The sequence below is a fragment of the Ekhidna sp. genome (assembly GCF_965212185.1).
Lineage (GTDB): Bacteria > Bacteroidota > Bacteroidia > Cytophagales > Cyclobacteriaceae > Ekhidna.
This window is the reverse complement of sequence record NZ_OZ243102.1, coordinates 3,685,465-3,701,971: the sequence shown is the minus strand read 5'-3', so window position 1 is coordinate 3,701,971 and position 16,507 is coordinate 3,685,465. Positions and strand designations below refer to the sequence as shown.

Annotated in this window: 11 protein-coding genes; 2 read left to right on the top strand and 9 right to left on the bottom strand. The window is 40.1% G+C overall.

Annotated elements, in window-relative coordinates:
* Positions 1–92: 92 nt before the first annotated feature.
* Genes ACOMC3_RS16170 through ACOMC3_RS16150 form a run of 5 tightly spaced genes read right to left on the bottom strand, consistent with a single transcriptional unit; the run spans position 93 to position 7,073 of the window.
* On the bottom strand, positions 93–1,622 hold the full coding sequence (locus ACOMC3_RS16170) for a biotin carboxylase (protein ID WP_420316925.1): 1,530 nt from the start codon (positions 1,620–1,622) through the stop codon (positions 93–95).
* 22 nt (positions 1,623–1,644) lie between these two features.
* Positions 1,645–4,392, bottom strand: a complete 2,748-nt coding sequence (locus tag ACOMC3_RS16165) for an aminotransferase class I/II-fold pyridoxal phosphate-dependent enzyme (RefSeq protein WP_420316924.1) — start codon at positions 4,390–4,392, stop codon at positions 1,645–1,647.
* A 3-nt stretch (positions 4,393–4,395) separates the two neighbouring features.
* The gene (locus ACOMC3_RS16160) at positions 4,396–4,797 is read right to left on the bottom strand and encodes a VOC family protein (RefSeq protein ID WP_420316923.1); all 402 of its coding nucleotides are present in this window, start codon (positions 4,795–4,797) and stop codon (positions 4,396–4,398) included.
* A gap of 30 nt (positions 4,798–4,827) precedes the next feature.
* Positions 4,828–5,757: a carbon-nitrogen hydrolase family protein gene (locus ACOMC3_RS16155; RefSeq protein ID WP_420316922.1), complete on the bottom strand. Its 930-nt coding sequence runs from the start codon at positions 5,755–5,757 to the stop codon at positions 4,828–4,830.
* Positions 5,754–7,073 carry an aspartate aminotransferase family protein gene (locus ACOMC3_RS16150; protein WP_420316921.1) on the bottom strand — a complete coding sequence of 440 codons (1,320 nt, stop codon included), beginning with the start codon at positions 7,071–7,073 and terminating at the stop codon, positions 5,754–5,756. Before ACOMC3_RS16150 ends, ACOMC3_RS16155 begins: the two co-directional genes overlap by 4 nt.
* A gap of 383 nt (positions 7,074–7,456) precedes the next feature.
* Here ACOMC3_RS16150 and ACOMC3_RS16145 point away from each other — a divergent pair, with 383 nt between their 5' ends.
* A complete protein-coding gene (locus ACOMC3_RS16145; RefSeq protein WP_420316920.1) occupies positions 7,457–8,788 on the top strand; it encodes an amidohydrolase family protein in 1,332 nt (443 codons plus the stop codon).
* 44 nt (positions 8,789–8,832) lie between these two features.
* On the top strand, positions 8,833–9,354 hold the full coding sequence (locus ACOMC3_RS16140; RefSeq protein WP_420316919.1) for a hypothetical protein: 522 nt from the start codon (positions 8,833–8,835) through the stop codon (positions 9,352–9,354).
* A 117-nt stretch (positions 9,355–9,471) separates the two neighbouring features.
* On the opposite strand, the gene ACOMC3_RS16135 is transcribed toward ACOMC3_RS16140, so the two are convergent.
* The 4 genes from ACOMC3_RS16135 to ACOMC3_RS16120 form a co-directional block, all read right to left on the bottom strand.
* Positions 9,472–10,401, bottom strand: coding sequence for a GNAT family N-acetyltransferase (locus ACOMC3_RS16135; RefSeq protein WP_420316918.1), 930 nt, complete (start codon positions 10,399–10,401; stop codon positions 9,472–9,474).
* 133 nt (positions 10,402–10,534) lie between these two features.
* Positions 10,535–11,407, bottom strand: coding sequence for a 1-acyl-sn-glycerol-3-phosphate acyltransferase (locus tag ACOMC3_RS16130; RefSeq protein ID WP_420316917.1), 873 nt, complete (start codon positions 11,405–11,407; stop codon positions 10,535–10,537).
* A gap of 162 nt (positions 11,408–11,569) precedes the next feature.
* On the bottom strand, positions 11,570–12,214 hold the full coding sequence (locus ACOMC3_RS16125; protein WP_420316916.1) for a DUF4230 domain-containing protein: 645 nt from the start codon (positions 12,212–12,214) through the stop codon (positions 11,570–11,572).
* 92 nt (positions 12,215–12,306) lie between these two features.
* Positions 12,307–16,410: a leucine-rich repeat domain-containing protein gene (locus ACOMC3_RS16120; RefSeq protein ID WP_420316915.1), complete on the bottom strand. Its 4,104-nt coding sequence runs from the start codon at positions 16,408–16,410 to the stop codon at positions 12,307–12,309.
* Positions 16,411–16,507: the final 97 nt, after the last annotated feature.

Sequence of the window (16,507 nt, the reverse complement as noted above, 5' to 3'; positions counted from 1 at the left end):
TCGTCCAAACCTCCCCCAACCCCCTCCAAAGGGGGACTTAGGAGTGTTTTTAATGAATTAAAAGCTTACTCAATCATCCTAAATAGCTACAATTATTTAGTCAAACTTCCTTTCAACATCACTGGCTCACGCTTGTCTTCTACCATCTCAGATGAGTATTGTGATTTGATTGCCTTTATCCAACCTTTTGCTCTTGGTGTCAGTTTAAAATCATTCGTCATCATGCGACCTCTAGAAACCAAAATACCTAGATCTGCTCCTTCATATAGGTAATCTCCTGTTTTGGTAATTCTTAAGAAGAATGCTTCTTTTTCTGTTTCAACGGCTCTTCTATGCGTGTCCATTCTGTCAAATTGGATATGACCATTATCAAACATATGCCAGATTCCAGAATCTGGTGCAGCATTTACATACTCAATGGTATCCTCTGTATGCTTAATCACCATTTGACTCCAATCATCTACATTTTCTTGCTTCGCCCATCTATCATTGAGTGCTTTCACGCTAAAATTATAATCGTGATCCATCCACTCCAGAATATGGAAAAGATAAAGCGGCGCATCTGCCAAAGCGAAAACTGCATGATTTGTGATTGAACTAGCCCCTGTAACTCTTGGATTGAGTTCACCTAGATAAATCTCGCCATTATCCTGATCAATGAGGAAGTCCAATTCGAAATATCCTTTATATCCTTCTTTTTTCAATTGGTCACCAAAAAGCTGTGTGTATTTGCTGGCTTTCTTTCTGATGGCAGGAGTGAAAGCATCAGGATATATTTCGTTTCCGCACCAGCCACCTTTGTAAGGAGTCAGTTCTTTGAAACCAACCAATTCAGTCATCAACGGTGCGACGATGGTTCCATTTCTCGTCACACATGCTTCAATTGCTGATCCACGGCAATTGATGCGTTTCATGATCTTCACTTCATCTTCCTGCTCTATTTCTTCCGCATACTTCAGGTATTCTTTTTCATTAGAAATAAAGAAAGTTGTATGGCCGGAATCTCCAAATGGAGTTTGAATAACTAGATCGTCACCCAATTTCTTCTTGGAAACTTCTGTAAGGTGTTTATAACTCTTAACTGCTGACAAAACGTAAGGCACACATGGAACACCTGCCTTCTCAGCAATTCGGTTCGTATTTACCTTGTTATCCATTGCGTTCCTCATCTTGGCGCTTGGGAAAATAACTTCCAGTCCAAGCTTCTTAGCTAGTTTTTCTGTTTTCTCATCAAACATCAAAAACATAGCTTTTCCTGCCTTACCTCTCTTCTTTCTAGCATGGATATATTCCTGAACTTCAGGATGCTGTAAAAGGTAATTATTGATATCCTCAATGCTCTCAAATTCATCGTGTGGTACGACTGTTTTAGGAGCAAATACATTGGGATGTAACCCGTCGAAACATTCGATATTACAGATAAATTTGAAACCTTTGATCCACTCATCTGCTCCCAATAGATTAAAATTGGTTGCGCTGATAAAGTAAATAGGTGTTTCATTTTTATAGAAGAATCGTCTGATGTCTGAAATACCGTTTAGTGCAGATTTTACTTTTGATTTGGTTGGTTTTGCAGACTTTGTGGCTTTGGTTGCCTTGGCCTTTGTTTCTTTTGCGCTCATTATTTTTAGTTAAGTGTGTTAATTATTTATTGTTCTTTTTGGCAAGACCCATTGCTCCCATGGCCGTTGCTGTTTTTTGACGATTAAGGACAGATTCACGGAAGACGCGAAGACCTAAATCTGCTCGGTATCCATGAATTTCGGAGACATCCAGCGCCAGCATAAAGCGAATAATCTCTTTGCTCACTACTTGCCCCGGAACAAGAACAGGAAAGCCTGGAGGGTACGGAATAACAAAAGAAGATGCGACCATCTCTCTTCCTTGATCCAAGGCATCCTTGCAATCAAGCATGGAGATGTATTCGCAATTTTCTTCATGATAAGCAAGAAAGTAGGCAGCTCTCAGATTTCCTCCGGGGACACCTGGAACTGCAAGAAATGAAGAATGAAACCTACTGAAATCAGGTAGTGGGGGCACATCACGGGTAAGCGATTTGATGTGCGCATCGGCTATTTCTTTTTCCCTCTTATTAAGAGATTCATAATGCTCGTCTAGCTGCCTTGCAATTTTTAGTAATACCTTGGTAAGGTATGCCACACTCCCTCTTGTCGTGCCAATATTTGTCATAAAGAGTACTGAGTTTCTCGACGTTTTGTTGATCTGGATATTGTACTGATCCATGAGGTACTTGTTCTTGAATGTGTCCCCATCAATACCCGTCCTTCCAATAAACAACGTGATTTTGGTTGGATCAAGCATGAATTCATCTTTCTCCCAAGAATCTTCCATTCGATTCCAACCTGCTGTAGAATCATAGTATTCATTCAAACCACTCTCTCTGTATTTATCAGGTATAAAATCCTTCACGGTAAGCACATCAAAATATTTACTAAGGAGTGGGTTGTCAACCACTTTAGCTCTGAATACCATTGCCAGTTCCACGCTTCTTTCAACCATCTCATATCCTTCAAACTGAACTTGTCTTCTCCCGACATCAAGTGACGCCAACATCTGATAATTCGGTGAAGTGGAAGTGTGGGTCATGTAAGCCTCAAGAAACGTGCTCTCAGCTTTTTTCCTAAAGTCCTCATCCCAAATATGAACCATAGAACCTTGACGGAAACTACTCAATGTTTTATGTGTACTTTGGGTAGAATATACTCTTATACGTACTTTATCAGGATCAGGAAGCGTTGACTCCTCACCTGCTTTCAGTCCCTTTATATGATCTTTATATTGTTTTCGGTATGCTGCGGATTGATATTTATCATGCAGCTTATTGGCACTGAACATTCCTGTTCTTTGCTTATAAGTATAAGTGAACCCAGCAAATGCAAACCACGCTTCGTCCCATAAGAAAATCATGTCTGGCTTTATTGCCAAAACCCTTTCCATTACGCGCTGCACATTGTACACCATTCCGTCGAATGTGCAGTTGGTAAGCAGTAGCATTTTCACTTTATCTAATCGACCAGCGGCTTTCAATTCCAATAGTTTTTTGGTGATCTGCTCCAAAGGAACTGCACCATAAATGGAATACTTTTCAATAGGATAGGAGTCCAAATAGACCGGGTAAGCCCCAGATAATACCAATCCATAATGATGGGATTTGTGACAATCTCTATCGATCATTACCAAATCACCAGGCTCTACCAGTGCCTGTAGAACAATTTTGTTTGCAGTAGAAGTGCCATTTGTAACGAAAAATGTTCGCTGCGAACCATAAGCTTTAGAAGCCATTTCTTGCGCCTTTTTCAAAGGGCCTGTAGGTTGCAATAGAGAGTCCATTCCTCCAGTCGTAGAAGATGTTTCTGCGAGAAACATATTTCTGCCATAGAACTCTCCAAAATCTTTTATCCATTTGGTTTTAAAGACCGAGTTACCACGAGAAATGGGCATTGCATGGAATATCCCCGTTGGCTTTTGACTGTATTCTTTTAAAGCACTAAAGAACGGCGTATTATATCGCTCTCTGATCCCTCTGATGATAGCTAAATGCAATTCTTGCAAGTCTTCCTTGCGGTAGTAAATTCTTCTAAAAGTATTTAGTGTACTGTCTTTGAGGTTCCCCAGTGCCGTATCCGTAACGTAGTAGGTATCGAGTTCTGGTCTGAATTGACTGATTAGCTCACCAATTTTAGGTCCCAATTCAGCTTCCGGAACTTGATCCAGATTAATATTCAGTACGTTTTGAATATATGGTTTTATTAGGGGTTTGATATTCGTAGATCGATATGGTGGTGCATAGCGAACAACAACTGCCTGAATATTAGGGTTGAAGAATAGTGCGATTAATGCATCTTGAAAAGAATGCTGAATAGTGACATTGTAAGTAAACTGATCGTTTGGATCATGTAACTCTCGAAGTTTTTCATGTAAGGCAGTCTCATCCACTGAATTTAGATTTTCAAGGAAGAGTACTTCAAAATAATTCTTTCGAGTGTTTAGCGGAGTATCATTTACTGTGTCTACTTCCAACTGTTCCCCATCATCATCTTTTACAGAATATGGATTTCCGCTGTAAAAATCACTGATCAATTGACGGGTGGTTTTCTTAACAATATGTGCTAGAACTCCATGCTCCCGATTAGCTAATGATCTGTTGAGCTTATCAATGATAGCCTTACCGGGGATAGCGAAATATTGTTCTACACATGACAGGTCATGGAGTAAACGATCAATATTTTTTCTATGACTTGTTTCATTAGCCGACCCTTTTCTACAATGAGATAAGTCTTCGGTTTCATTCTTAAGTGCATTCCAGTTATCTAACCTCAGTTGACCAATGCTATAATAAGGTGCGCTTACTGCTTTTTTCTTACCAGCCATATTTTACGAATCGGAGTGAAGTGCGAGTTTATTGCCTTCTGTATCGATGAAAAGGGCAAAATAGCCAGCTTCTTCACTGATAAGGGTTTTGTCCATGATGACACGTCCTCCAGCTTCTTCCACTTTACTCAAAACTTTCGAAAGATCCTTACCTCCGTTTAAGTAAACCAACGTACCTGTTTCGCTTGGGATGCTCCCCTCTCCAACCACGATTGCACCACCGATTCCATTATCTGCTGGAAACAGCGCCATAGAATATCCACCAGCCTCTGTAGTCTCCATTTCTATGTCATAAATGAAATTGTAGAAACCTACGGCCCTTAGTAAGTTCAATGCTGGTATCTCAAACCAGCTTACATAGTGTCTTAGTTTTTTACTTTTCTTTCTTGTTGAGGGTAGTCCCATTATAATTGTGATTAAGGTGTATAATTGATTTTATTTAAGCCCTTTGAATGCAGTGATCGGTTCGTTCTGAGAAATTTCACTTTCCTTCAGTTTAAGTTTGGTCAGCTTATCCAATTTGGTCGGCTTGATCAGTGGCCCAAGGGATTCTAGATATGGAAGAGGCGCTCCTGCTTGATAAATACCAAACACGCCGATATGGTCGCGGAAACTTTTCAGCGGTTGACCTAATCTTAGGAGTCCAAGCTCTCTGCTTCGTTTTACTCGTTCAATATCTAGTTCAATTGGTATAATTTCCTCTGTACTTCCTGCCTGATAGATAACTCCTCCGTCAGGCCCGCAAACGATGGAGCGTCCACTACCTCCGGTATCCAATCCATTTACATCGAATAGAAAGCACTGATTAACACTGGCCATTGCTCTTGCAATCGAAAGTTCAATTTCACGATCGATAGTACCTGTCAGGGTTGGGTGAATAATTACTTCTGCCCCCATTACTGATAGTGTTCTGATAGTTTCCGGAAACCACATGTCGTAGCAAATGGAAATACCGAATTTTCCAACGTTTGGAACGTCAAATACACAAAATTGATCTCCTGGAGTCACACCAACTTCATACGGATAGAAAGGGAACATTTTACTGTATCTAGAAACCACCTCTCCTTGAGGATTGATCACAGAAGCTGTATTATAAATTTTACCTTCTCTCTTTTCGAAAATGGAGCCAGGAACTAACCAGATGCCATATTTTTTCGCCATTTTTTGCATCTCCTGCTCAAATAGTCCTGGCACTTCTTGGGCCGTGTGTAGCAATGGGCCAAAGCCACACAACTCACTAAAAACAACCATCTCCACCCACGGATAAAGGTTCATGGTAATATCCAGTTTCAGCTTCATCATTTCCACATTGGATTGAACCGCTGATACTTTCATTTGAATTCCTGCAATTGCGAATGGTTTCATTTATTGGTTTTTGAATTGTTTACTATTTCTTGTTCTAAAATGTCGAGTCCTTCATTCAGCTGCTCATTGGTAATAACCAGCGGAGAAAGGATTCGAATAATGTTTTTGTAGGTGCCGGCACTAAGTATGATCAAACCTCTGGCAGCACAGGCTTTGACGATCGCACCACACAGTTCCCCATTTGGTTGTCTTGGATCACCGTTTTTCACAAACTCAATGGCGATCATCGCGCCCTGACCTCTGACGTCCCCAATGTCTGAACATTTTTTCTTTAAAGCTTCAAGCCTGTCCGTGATGATTTTGCCGATTTCAGCTCCTCGCTTATTCAGGTTGATGTCCTTCATGTATTGAATGGTAGCTGAGGCTGCCACGCAGCTTATCGGGCTACCGATATACGTACCGCCGATCGTGCCGGGTGCTGCTGCATCCATCACTTCTGCTCTACCAAGTACAGCAGCAATCGGGAGTCCTGATCCCATCGATTTGGCGTACGTGCTGATATCAGGTGTCACATCATAGTTCTGCCAGCTGGCCCAGTTGCCTGTTCTGGCAAAACCACTCTGTATTTCATCAATAATAAGCATGATGCCGTGCTCATCGCAGAAAGCTCGTAAGCCCTCCATATATTTTTGAGGTACAGGATTAAATCCACCTTCGCCCTGGATAGGCTCGATAATGACTGCTGCCAGGCTTTTTGGATCAACCAGATTCTTTTCGCACGCCTTCAAGCTTTTAAGCTTCCATTCCACAAACTCATCCATGGATTTTCCTTCACTGTATCTGTAGAAATTTGGAAAAGGAATGCGGTATACCTCCGGTGAAAATGGACCACAATCGATTTTGTAGTCAATCTTACTGGTAAGTGTCATCGCCATCATGGTACGACCATGATACGCATCTGTGAAACACAATATACCCTGGCGTTTGGTAGCCTGACGTGCAATTTTGATCGCATTTTCTACGGCTTCCGCTCCCGTGCTCACCAACATTGCCTTGGTCTTTTTGCCATGCGGTAAAATCTCAGAAAGCTCTTCACACAATTTGATATAGGGCTCATACGTCACCACATTGAAGCTGGTATGGAGGTACTTGCCAGCCTGCTCTCTGATGGCAGCCACGACAGGTTCCGGACAGTGCCCGGCATTCACCACTCCAATACCACCGGCAAAGTCAATCAGCTCATTTCCATCCACATCAATCACCGTGGCTCCATGGGCCTCACTTACGGTGGCGGTGTTGAACACACCAACTCCATTTGCTACGATATTCTTTCTTCTTTCAAGCAGCGCTTGAGACTTTGTACTTTTCTTTATCATTAATTTAATTATTCAAAAAATTGACTGCTAATACTTCAAAAGCCACATCAAGGTTGTGCTATTGAAAAAAATATTTTTTTATCCAAATATTGACAGTCGGATGCCGTGAATTCTGAAGTTCAATTGATCTGGCTGAAATAGAATATTCTCAAAAGAGGATTGATCCCTAGCAAGAATTTAATATCTCTTAATATACCTAAAAAAATCCAAAAAGGGGGTATTTGTTGTTGAAGGGTGGGTCGAGAGCGTGCGAAGAGGTTCTGCTGGTTCAAGTCCCACTCAAGGTACCAAAGACCCTGATGACGCAAGTTTTTGGAGCTTGTAGTTGGTTGACAATTTCTGGTTCCTGGTCCATTTATTATCTTGTAAAAAAGAACCTAACCATGCGAACATTATTTTTTCTTCTCACAGCATCAATTGTTACATGCTTCTATTCAAATGGCCAAACCAAAGCTCTGGTAGGAGGAACCCTCATTGACGGATTCGGCTCAACACCGATAAAAAACAGCGTCATTATCATTGAAGGTGATCGCATTCAAGCCGTAGGCCAGGTTGGGATACTTAATATCCCCGATGATGCAGAGGTCATTTCTACAGAAGGTATGAGTGTCATGCCAGGCTTATGGGATATGCACGTTCATCTTATGATCAATGGGCATGCAGACTATACCTATTGGGATAAAACGTATCCGCCACTTTTTGAAAATGTAATTATGCCAGCCTCAGCGAAACAGTTATTAATGGCAGGAGTAACAAGTGCACGAGATCTTGGAGGCCCCCTAAAAGAAAGTATCAGTGTAAGAGACCGAATAAACGCTGGAGAAATTCCCGGACCTACAATGTATGTTTCCGGTCCATTTATTCAGAAAGAACCATACCCAGGTACAGAAATGTTCCGATGGGGTGTTTCTGACGAAAAAGATGCTAGAGAGAAAGTGAGAGAGTTAGCGAAAGGTGGGGTTGACTGTATTAAACTTATTGATCAGGATCAGATGACTCAGGCTGTTGTAAATGCAGTCGTAGATGAAGCACACAAATATGACTTAACAGTAGTTGCTCATGCCCACAGACCAGAAGAAATACGAAAAGGATTGATTGCAGGAGTGGATTGCTTCGAACATACGGGATTATCGAGTGCTCCGGAATATCCTCAGGATGTTATGGAAATGATCAAAGAGCGAACCGCTCAAATGAATCTAGGACCCCTATACTGGACTCCAACCGTAGAAGGCCTTTACAACTACGAATATGTGCGAGACAATCGCGAAAAACTTGATAACCCAAAATGGCACCTAGGACTTCCGGATACGGTTGTTCAGGACATAAAGCAATCCTTCAAATACCCGGATCGTTTACCCTATTTTCAGCTAACACCGATTCGCAAACCAACGCTCGAAAGAAAAGTAAATCAGCTAAAGGATGCTGGTGTGGTATTACTAATAGGTACAGACAGTGGAATACCGATGAAGTTCCACATTCAATCTACCTGGAATGAGCTTGATGTCTGGGTCAATGAATTTGATTTTGATCCCATGTATACCATCAGGGCTGCCACCTACTGGCCTGCTAAAATTATGGGTGTTGAAAATGATTATGGCACCATTTCAGAAGGAAAGTACGCAGACATCATTGCCGTCAATGGGGATGTCTTGCGATACATTTCTCTCCTACAGGATGTAGACCTTGTGGTGAAACATGGAAAGCGAGTAAAGTAAAACTCACTTTATATTATCCTTTCGGATAGACCTCTTTTGAAAATATGCAAAATAAAATAGTTTTATTAGTTCTTCTCTATTTCCCATATTTATCTTTTGCTCAAATAGGGATGCCTGGTTCTGTTGAGAGAATGCAAATTTCTGAACTTGGTCTTAAAACAAGTTCTTCAAATGAAGCTGTATTTTTAGATCATCCTCGTGCTCACATTCTCACAAAACTTGGTACTCCAAACTCGATAGAGGATTACTATTATGAAATGGATGAATTAATGGCAGAAAGATTTATATACAACACTAATTATGTATTTGTGTCAAACGATAAGTTGGACGCTTTTGAACTAACGGATAATTCACTTTCGGTATCCTATAGAGGTAAATCAATTAAGGTTGGTGATCACTACAATGAAGTTTCAGAAATGTATGTGTATGCTGATAACTATAAAGGTCCAAATTTCTATGCGATTAAGTTGTTTCATGAAGAGGTCGAACAGGATGGAAAAATGTTGATTGTACATTTCAATTCCAGCACCAATCTGATAACTAAGATTTTATTGCATGAATTATAATGCCATACAGTGTCAATGACCTATTCAAGCTAAAAACAGTAAAGCCACTTTTAATCGGGCCTTTAAACGGAAGATGAAATGCTCGCCTAAAGAATATCAGCTTTCGCTTTTTGAAAATCAATAATTCACATGCCGATCAATTACCTCTTGATGGATGTCATCAATCGTAACAAGAATGGCTGTTTCTTCCACATCTCCAAAGTCCGGGTTCTGTGCAGTACCAAATGTCATCATTGTGTCAGAAAGACTCATGTAAATATTGATTAAAGGAGGAACAAACTCGCCCCGTTCTTTCAGAAGCTTATGAAGCAGCTTGAATCCATCCTGATAATTCATTTCAGTGGTAAAATGCTCTTTGAACAATCCATCCTCAAATCCCGCCTTTAGTTCTGGTTTGGGTTCACACAGATTCATTTTATTAGGGAAGTAATGGGCCATAAAGGACAGCAAAATGTCCCGAGCCTCCTTGTTGTAGCTGGTGTACATCGTCACCTTACCAAAGAAGTATTTGATATCAGGGTAGTGCGTCACCAGGCACCCAAGTCCATCCCAGATATTCATGAGCGCAAATAGCCCTTTGCGAGGATTGTTGGAAGGTTGATAATCAGGCTGTACCCAAGATCTTCCAAGCTCGATTGAGTATGGAAGAAAATCTTCTTTCATTTGGTCCGAAAAATCGAAGTAATGAGCAGTAGATAAGTCAAAGTCTCCAGTATCAGGGTTTTCAGCTCTTTCACCGGTAATGAATCGATAGCCTCCGATGATCTCGCGATCTTCCGGACTATAAACTACCAGTTGCTCATAGCATCGTTCTCGGGTATCAGCGCTATCGATATCCACTTCCTCACCAGTACCACCCCCTGCGTATCTGAAAGAAACCTCTCTCAATCGTCCAATTTCACGCATGGTATTCGGTGAGTTGTGGTGATTCACAATGTAAATCTTGTTTCCACCCTTGTTTGTATCACGAACAAAGCGCTCCTCATTTAGCTCCTTTTCGAGCAGGTCACGATCTATTGGCGGTATGATATCCTTTTCTTTTTGCATTTTATAAATTTTCCCCTTGAGGGGATGAAAGGGTAACTTAGTAGGTAATTACAATGTCACACTCCTAACCTCCGACTCATCGGACCGCCTCAAGGGAGGAATTGTTAATTTAAAAGCTGACGGTTAATATCAACTATTCCTTTAATTTATACACTTCTCCTTTCATCCACTGAGCCCATTCTACATCCGTTTTATCCTTGGTGAATGTGGCAGGTGAAACAGGCGATCCCACAACAATGTTCACTTTCTTGTTTTGCTGCTTGAAAAGCTCATCAACAAGAAAGAACATTTCGATATTTAATTTAATGCCTAAAAACTTACGGATGTTGGACAATCGATAAAATCTGTTAGTCAGTCGACCATCAATGTGGACAGGAACGACTGGTTTGTTGTATTTCTTGGACTTTGTCACAAATGTTTTTTTCCATTGCAGGTCCATAATTTCACCATCAATCTTTCGACTGACCAACCCTGCCGGGAAGAGAAATGTGGCCGTGCCTGAAGCAAACTGCTCTTCAACTTTTTGTAAGGATTCAGCAGCGCTTTTTCCTACTTTATTCACACCAACGAATTTTTCTTTTAAATTCCGGACAGCCATTAGCAAATCGTTTACAATAAAAGTGATGTCCGGCCTAACGTCCTTTAGTAAATGGATGATTGTGATTGCATCCATTCCTCCAAAAGGGTGATTAGCTACAAAAATGCAAGGTTGAGGATACTCAGGGATGTTTTCTTTTCCCTTGATACTTAATTTTTGATGGAGTAATTTCATTGTAGCCTCAGAAAATTCGAAGGCATCTGCATCTTTATTGGCTGCCATAAATTTATTTAGATCATCCTGATGAATGATCTTTTCAATCCATCGAATAACAAATCCAGGCAACCATTTGAGTAGTGTGGGATTCTTGTCAGCAATCAGCTTTCGTACCTCTACAAATTTTTCCATCGAGTGTCGGCAATGATAAAATGGTTTATGGGTTTGAACAAGTGATATGATCAATCTCATAAGTTAATAAAATGTGGGATGAGTTATACTTAAATACACTAAGGAGGGTGGGAATGAAGATTTGGAGCGGTGGTGATGGGTTGTGCGTAAAAGCTTTAAAATCTTCTTGATTTTTTTGTTACTTTTTTTATCAAGAAAAAAAGTAAGGCAATCTTCTAATTGTTAGAGTCTCTCTGTTTCACTGTTTAAATTGAAATGTATAATAACTACTTTTTTTGTTAAGTTTTCTAGCATAGGTTTTAGTACAACGTGCGCATTCTCTCTCGTCTGTTCCAAAATACCCGATTTAAGTGCTGAATCTTCGATTTGTTTCTCAGCAACCTTATAAAGCTCTTGTACAAATGATTGTCGTTCATCACCCCTCATATAATCCGTTTTCAGATCATATAATCGAGATTTCTCCAGGTCAATTTTGAAATAGCAGATTTCGGGAGGAGGAAGCTTAATGATAATGGTATCACCGGAAGCAATTACATCCTGATTCCTGATTTTTGTGAAATCAATGCATCCTACAGCACTTCCCTGACTGATCAACACTCCTTTGGAATCTGGAACTGGTTTGTACTTAAAAAATTTAAGATCTATTTCTCCAGCAATTTTTTTCACTTCAGTGACTTCTTGAAAATTGTACTTCACCAACTCCATTTTCCCCATTTGCTCAACTCGGGTTAGAATTGTGTTTGTTTCTATTTCAGTTATTCGCTCCCTTGAGTTCGTGATTTTCTCCTGAAATAACATCCATGATAGCAGCCCCACAGTAAGCAACCATGGGAGGATTTTAAGAATGAGTTTGGTCAGATTGATCATAGGTTGAAGTTAATGATTTTGAGGTTGTGACTTAAAACAAAAAAAGCGACCTGTTTAGATCGCTTTTTTAAATTTCATATGCGTGGGTTTGACTACCGTTTAATCACTCTCTTTTTCAGTGTTTCGCTACCCATTTCTAACCTAAGGATATAAATACCTTGTGGTAGCTCGCTCATGTAAATACTAAAGGACTGGTGATTTGTATCCATGTTCATGATTTGTTTGTGTACGATTTTGCCTGCAGCATTAATTAGTACACTTTCAAGCTTACCCTGGAATGAATAGTCCACATCAAAATTGACTTTACTTTCAACCGGGTTTGGATAAACACGAAATACCTTCCCGGGATCATCAGTAGCTAAAGGTTCTTCTTGATCCAGAATTGTAATTATGAAATCTTCTTCGATAGCAAGACCTCCTGCATCAGTTGATCGAATGGTGACTTCATAGGATGATTGTTCTTCAAAATCAAAGGATCTATCCGCGAAAAGACTGTCATTCGAAAGTGAAAATGCAGAAACGCCTCGGATAACATACGTATAGCTATCATCTTCATCTTCGTCGATTGTACTTATTATCGCTACTAATAATCCTTCAGCTTCATCTTCATTTATTTCAGTATTGTCCAGGACGATCCCTGTTGGTGCTTCATTAACATCCGTTACTTGGATCGTAAAAATTTCAGTTACTGATGCTCCTTGCCTGTCCGTTGATTGAATTTCAACATTATACTCGGCTTGTTCTTCATGGTTAAATGTTCTTTTAGCAATCAAAGCATTTCCTTCAAGGGAAAAATCTTCTTCACCTTCAATAATTTCATAATTGTGCTCATCTTTTATGTTTGCATCAGTTGTGGTTAGCAATCCAACGGTTGAGTTTTCGGGAAACCCTTCTTCTATAGCAGCATTGGAAATACTTATGTCCGTAGGAGGTTGATTAATCTCAATTATTTTAATCGCAAAGCTCTTTGTGAGCGTATGGTTTGCCGAGTCTGAAACTTCCACTTCAATGGAATATTGATTTTGGGTTTCAAAATCAAATGTGACACTGCTATAAAGTTTATCGTTTTGAATGTTGAAAGAATCGGAGGCACTCAATAACGTATAGGTAAAGGACTCGTCAAAATCCTCATCTGTAGTTGTGAATGTGCCAATTAAAGTATTCTCGGTTTCACCCTCTAATATTTCATTATTATCCAGACTTAGTTCAGAAGGGGGCTCATTTATATCTTGAATTTCAATTTCAAACACCCTCTCAAAAGTTAACCCGTCCTGGTCTGTGGTTTGGAGCCTTATAGAATAGAGTGACTGTTCTTCATAATTAAATGATTCATTTGTTGTCAAAATCGATCCGGACACTGCAAAGAGGTCATTGTTTGTATCCCCATCTCCGCTAACCAATGCGTACTCATGAGTATCAGAAACGTTCTGGTCTATGGTGTAGAGTTCTCCCAGATCTACTGGCGCAACATTTTCTTTAACGAATCTGTTTTCGAGGATTATGTCTTCCGGCGCAACATTTTTTTCAGCTATTGGCAAATCATACCTGAGTATCTCAACAGGATAAATCGGGTCACTGAATATGTCTTCGGAATAGCTTCCAAGTCCAAAATAAATGGAGTTTCCGATCCGAAAACTCACACCGGCATGACGATCGGAACCTAGGTTGAATACATCTCCAAGATCGGTTATTTCATCGGTGTTTGGGTCATACTTGGTTACCTGCTCTTTATTGCCATAAAAAATGTAACCTTCTTCGTCGGATGCCGATCCAGTAGCCCCGGAAAAAGACAGGTTGATGCCATCAGCAAAAACCTTTTCTTTCCATTCGTTGGTTGCAGGATCATATTCCTGAACATCACTAAGCTGAGTGGTAGAGCCATCAAAGAAGACGCCCCCACTCACATATCCTTTGGTACCAATTGAAAAGGCAACTGCACTTGTTCTTGCGTCAGTTGGCATTGCAGTAACCTCTGTCCAGGAGTTAGTAGATGCATCATAGCTCCAAAAATCATTTGTTTCACTGGTATCATCTTTCCCAGTTCCAACAAAGGCAACACCATCTATTGTAAATGAGACAGCATCATATCTTGGGGTTCCCCCAAATTCACTGACTTGTGACCAACCTGCAGAGGGATCAAATACATAAAAATCACTGAAGGTATTGAATTCAGCATCCCGACCTAGCCCAACATATCCTATTCCGTCAATGGTAAATGCTACGGCATCAGTACGAGCGGTTCCTGGAAAATCTTCCAGACTTGTCCATGAAGCAGTTGCTGTATTATATTTCCAAAAATCAGTGTACAAGCTATCCGCATCCTTGCCCAGGCCGATGTACACCTCATCATTAATGACAAAGCTGATTGCACCAGTTCGTCCATTCCCGTCAAAGTCCATGATATCTGATCCACCACTTTGATCTTCTTCAATAGATATTTCAAACGTTTTGTCGAGGGTTCTACCACCTAGGTCAGTGGTACGTATCGTTATTTGATACGATGACTTTTGATCAAAATCAAATACTTCATTAGTTCGAAGTATATTCTCAGTGATAAAAAATGAATTGATATCGTCTCCACCTACTAATGCATATGTGTGCTCATCATTTTCTTCAGGGTCCACAGTTGAGAGTGTCCCTACCTTTGTTGCAGCCGACTGACCTTCAAGAACTATATGATTGCTAAGCTCGATATTTCTTGGGGTTACATCGTCCGAGGCTGTGACGTTTACGACGATATCGTGGCTCACAAGGAATAGATTTGGTAAAGCAGGGTTTTCCGCCAGATAGTAAATTTCATATGTCCCTGGTTCAACCGCATAAAACTCATAATTTATTTTGGTGGCTCCATCAATAAATGAATTATCTAATACCCATTTATAGGTGTTGTTACCGTCTGTATTTGGTGTGGCTGCTGTTAACATTAGGGCATCACCTGTTTCAATGTCAAATGTGTCCAGTTGATCAACTTTGCCCTGAGGAGCATACCCAGATAGGACGGTTTGATTTGGCAACAAATCATCAAATTCAAAAAAATTGTCCATTACGCTAAATGAAACAAGGCTTTCAATGCCTGATAAATCTGGCAAATTAATGAATCCGTTATTTCTTAAATCTAAACGCTCTAAGTTTATTAGTGTATTCAAGAATTCCGGGACATCACCAGATAAATTATTATCGTAAATAAGTAGCTTTCGTAAAGCCGTCAGATTTTTAAACTCTGTAGGAATTGAACCTTCAATGTTGTTTCCGTACAAATAGAGTTCTTCTATATTGGATAAAGAACCAATCCCAGCTGGGATGGTGCCTTCAAATTGATTCAGTGAAAAATCAAGCCCGACTAACTGCGTTAGCATACCTACCTCAGGAGGAATTGGGCCAGTTAAATTATTATCTCTTATAGAAAACTCTTCCAGAGCTGTCATTTGAGATAAATCAAATGGGAAGGCACCACTGATGCCGGAACCGTAAAGCATAAGATTCTTTAGGTTCACCAGATTACCAACTTCGTTTGGTAAAGTGCTTAAGTTTAAAGCGCCCAGGTGAAGATCAGTTAAGCTTACCAGGTTACCAATCTCTGAAGGGACACTGGTCAGTTCGTTAAAGGACAGATTTAATAATTCTAAAGCGGTCAGGTTTCCTATTTCAGATGGAATATCACCACTCAAATTATTTTGTGCTAAATCCAATTTTGTAAGATTAACCAGATTACCGATTCCTTGAGGAATAGGTCCTTCCAGCAAATTAAAATTTAAGTTAAGTTCTGTCAGGTTTGTTAAAGTGCTGATATCAGGTATTTGCCCGGTAAGCCGGTTTGACCAAAGCTCAAGTGTTTCCAGTTTCGTGAGGTTGGATAGCTCGGAGGGTAGGTCGCCTTGGAGGTTACAGCCTGTGATTTGCAGTTTCTTTAAATCTTCTAGCTCTCCGATTACCGCTGGTAATGTACCAGAAACATTATTATCAAAATTTAAAAAAATTCGCTCCACCTTATTGTTGACCACAATCACACCATCCCAAGTCTTTATCGGCTTGGTAAGATCCCATGGTGTATTCCAATTGGGACCATTGAGACTGTCATAAATGGCAATTAATGCAAGGGAGTCACTTTCATTTACCTGGGCTCTGGTAGGGGTTAACAATAAAAAAAAGGCAATAAGAAATACGAAAGAAAAGCAGGTTCTTTTGATGGTAGTCATTAAAAAAATGGTTTTAAAACGAGAAACTGGTTTTAATAAGGATAGCCTTATTCAAAGCTCGAATATAAAATTTCTAATAGATAGACAAAAAAATTAA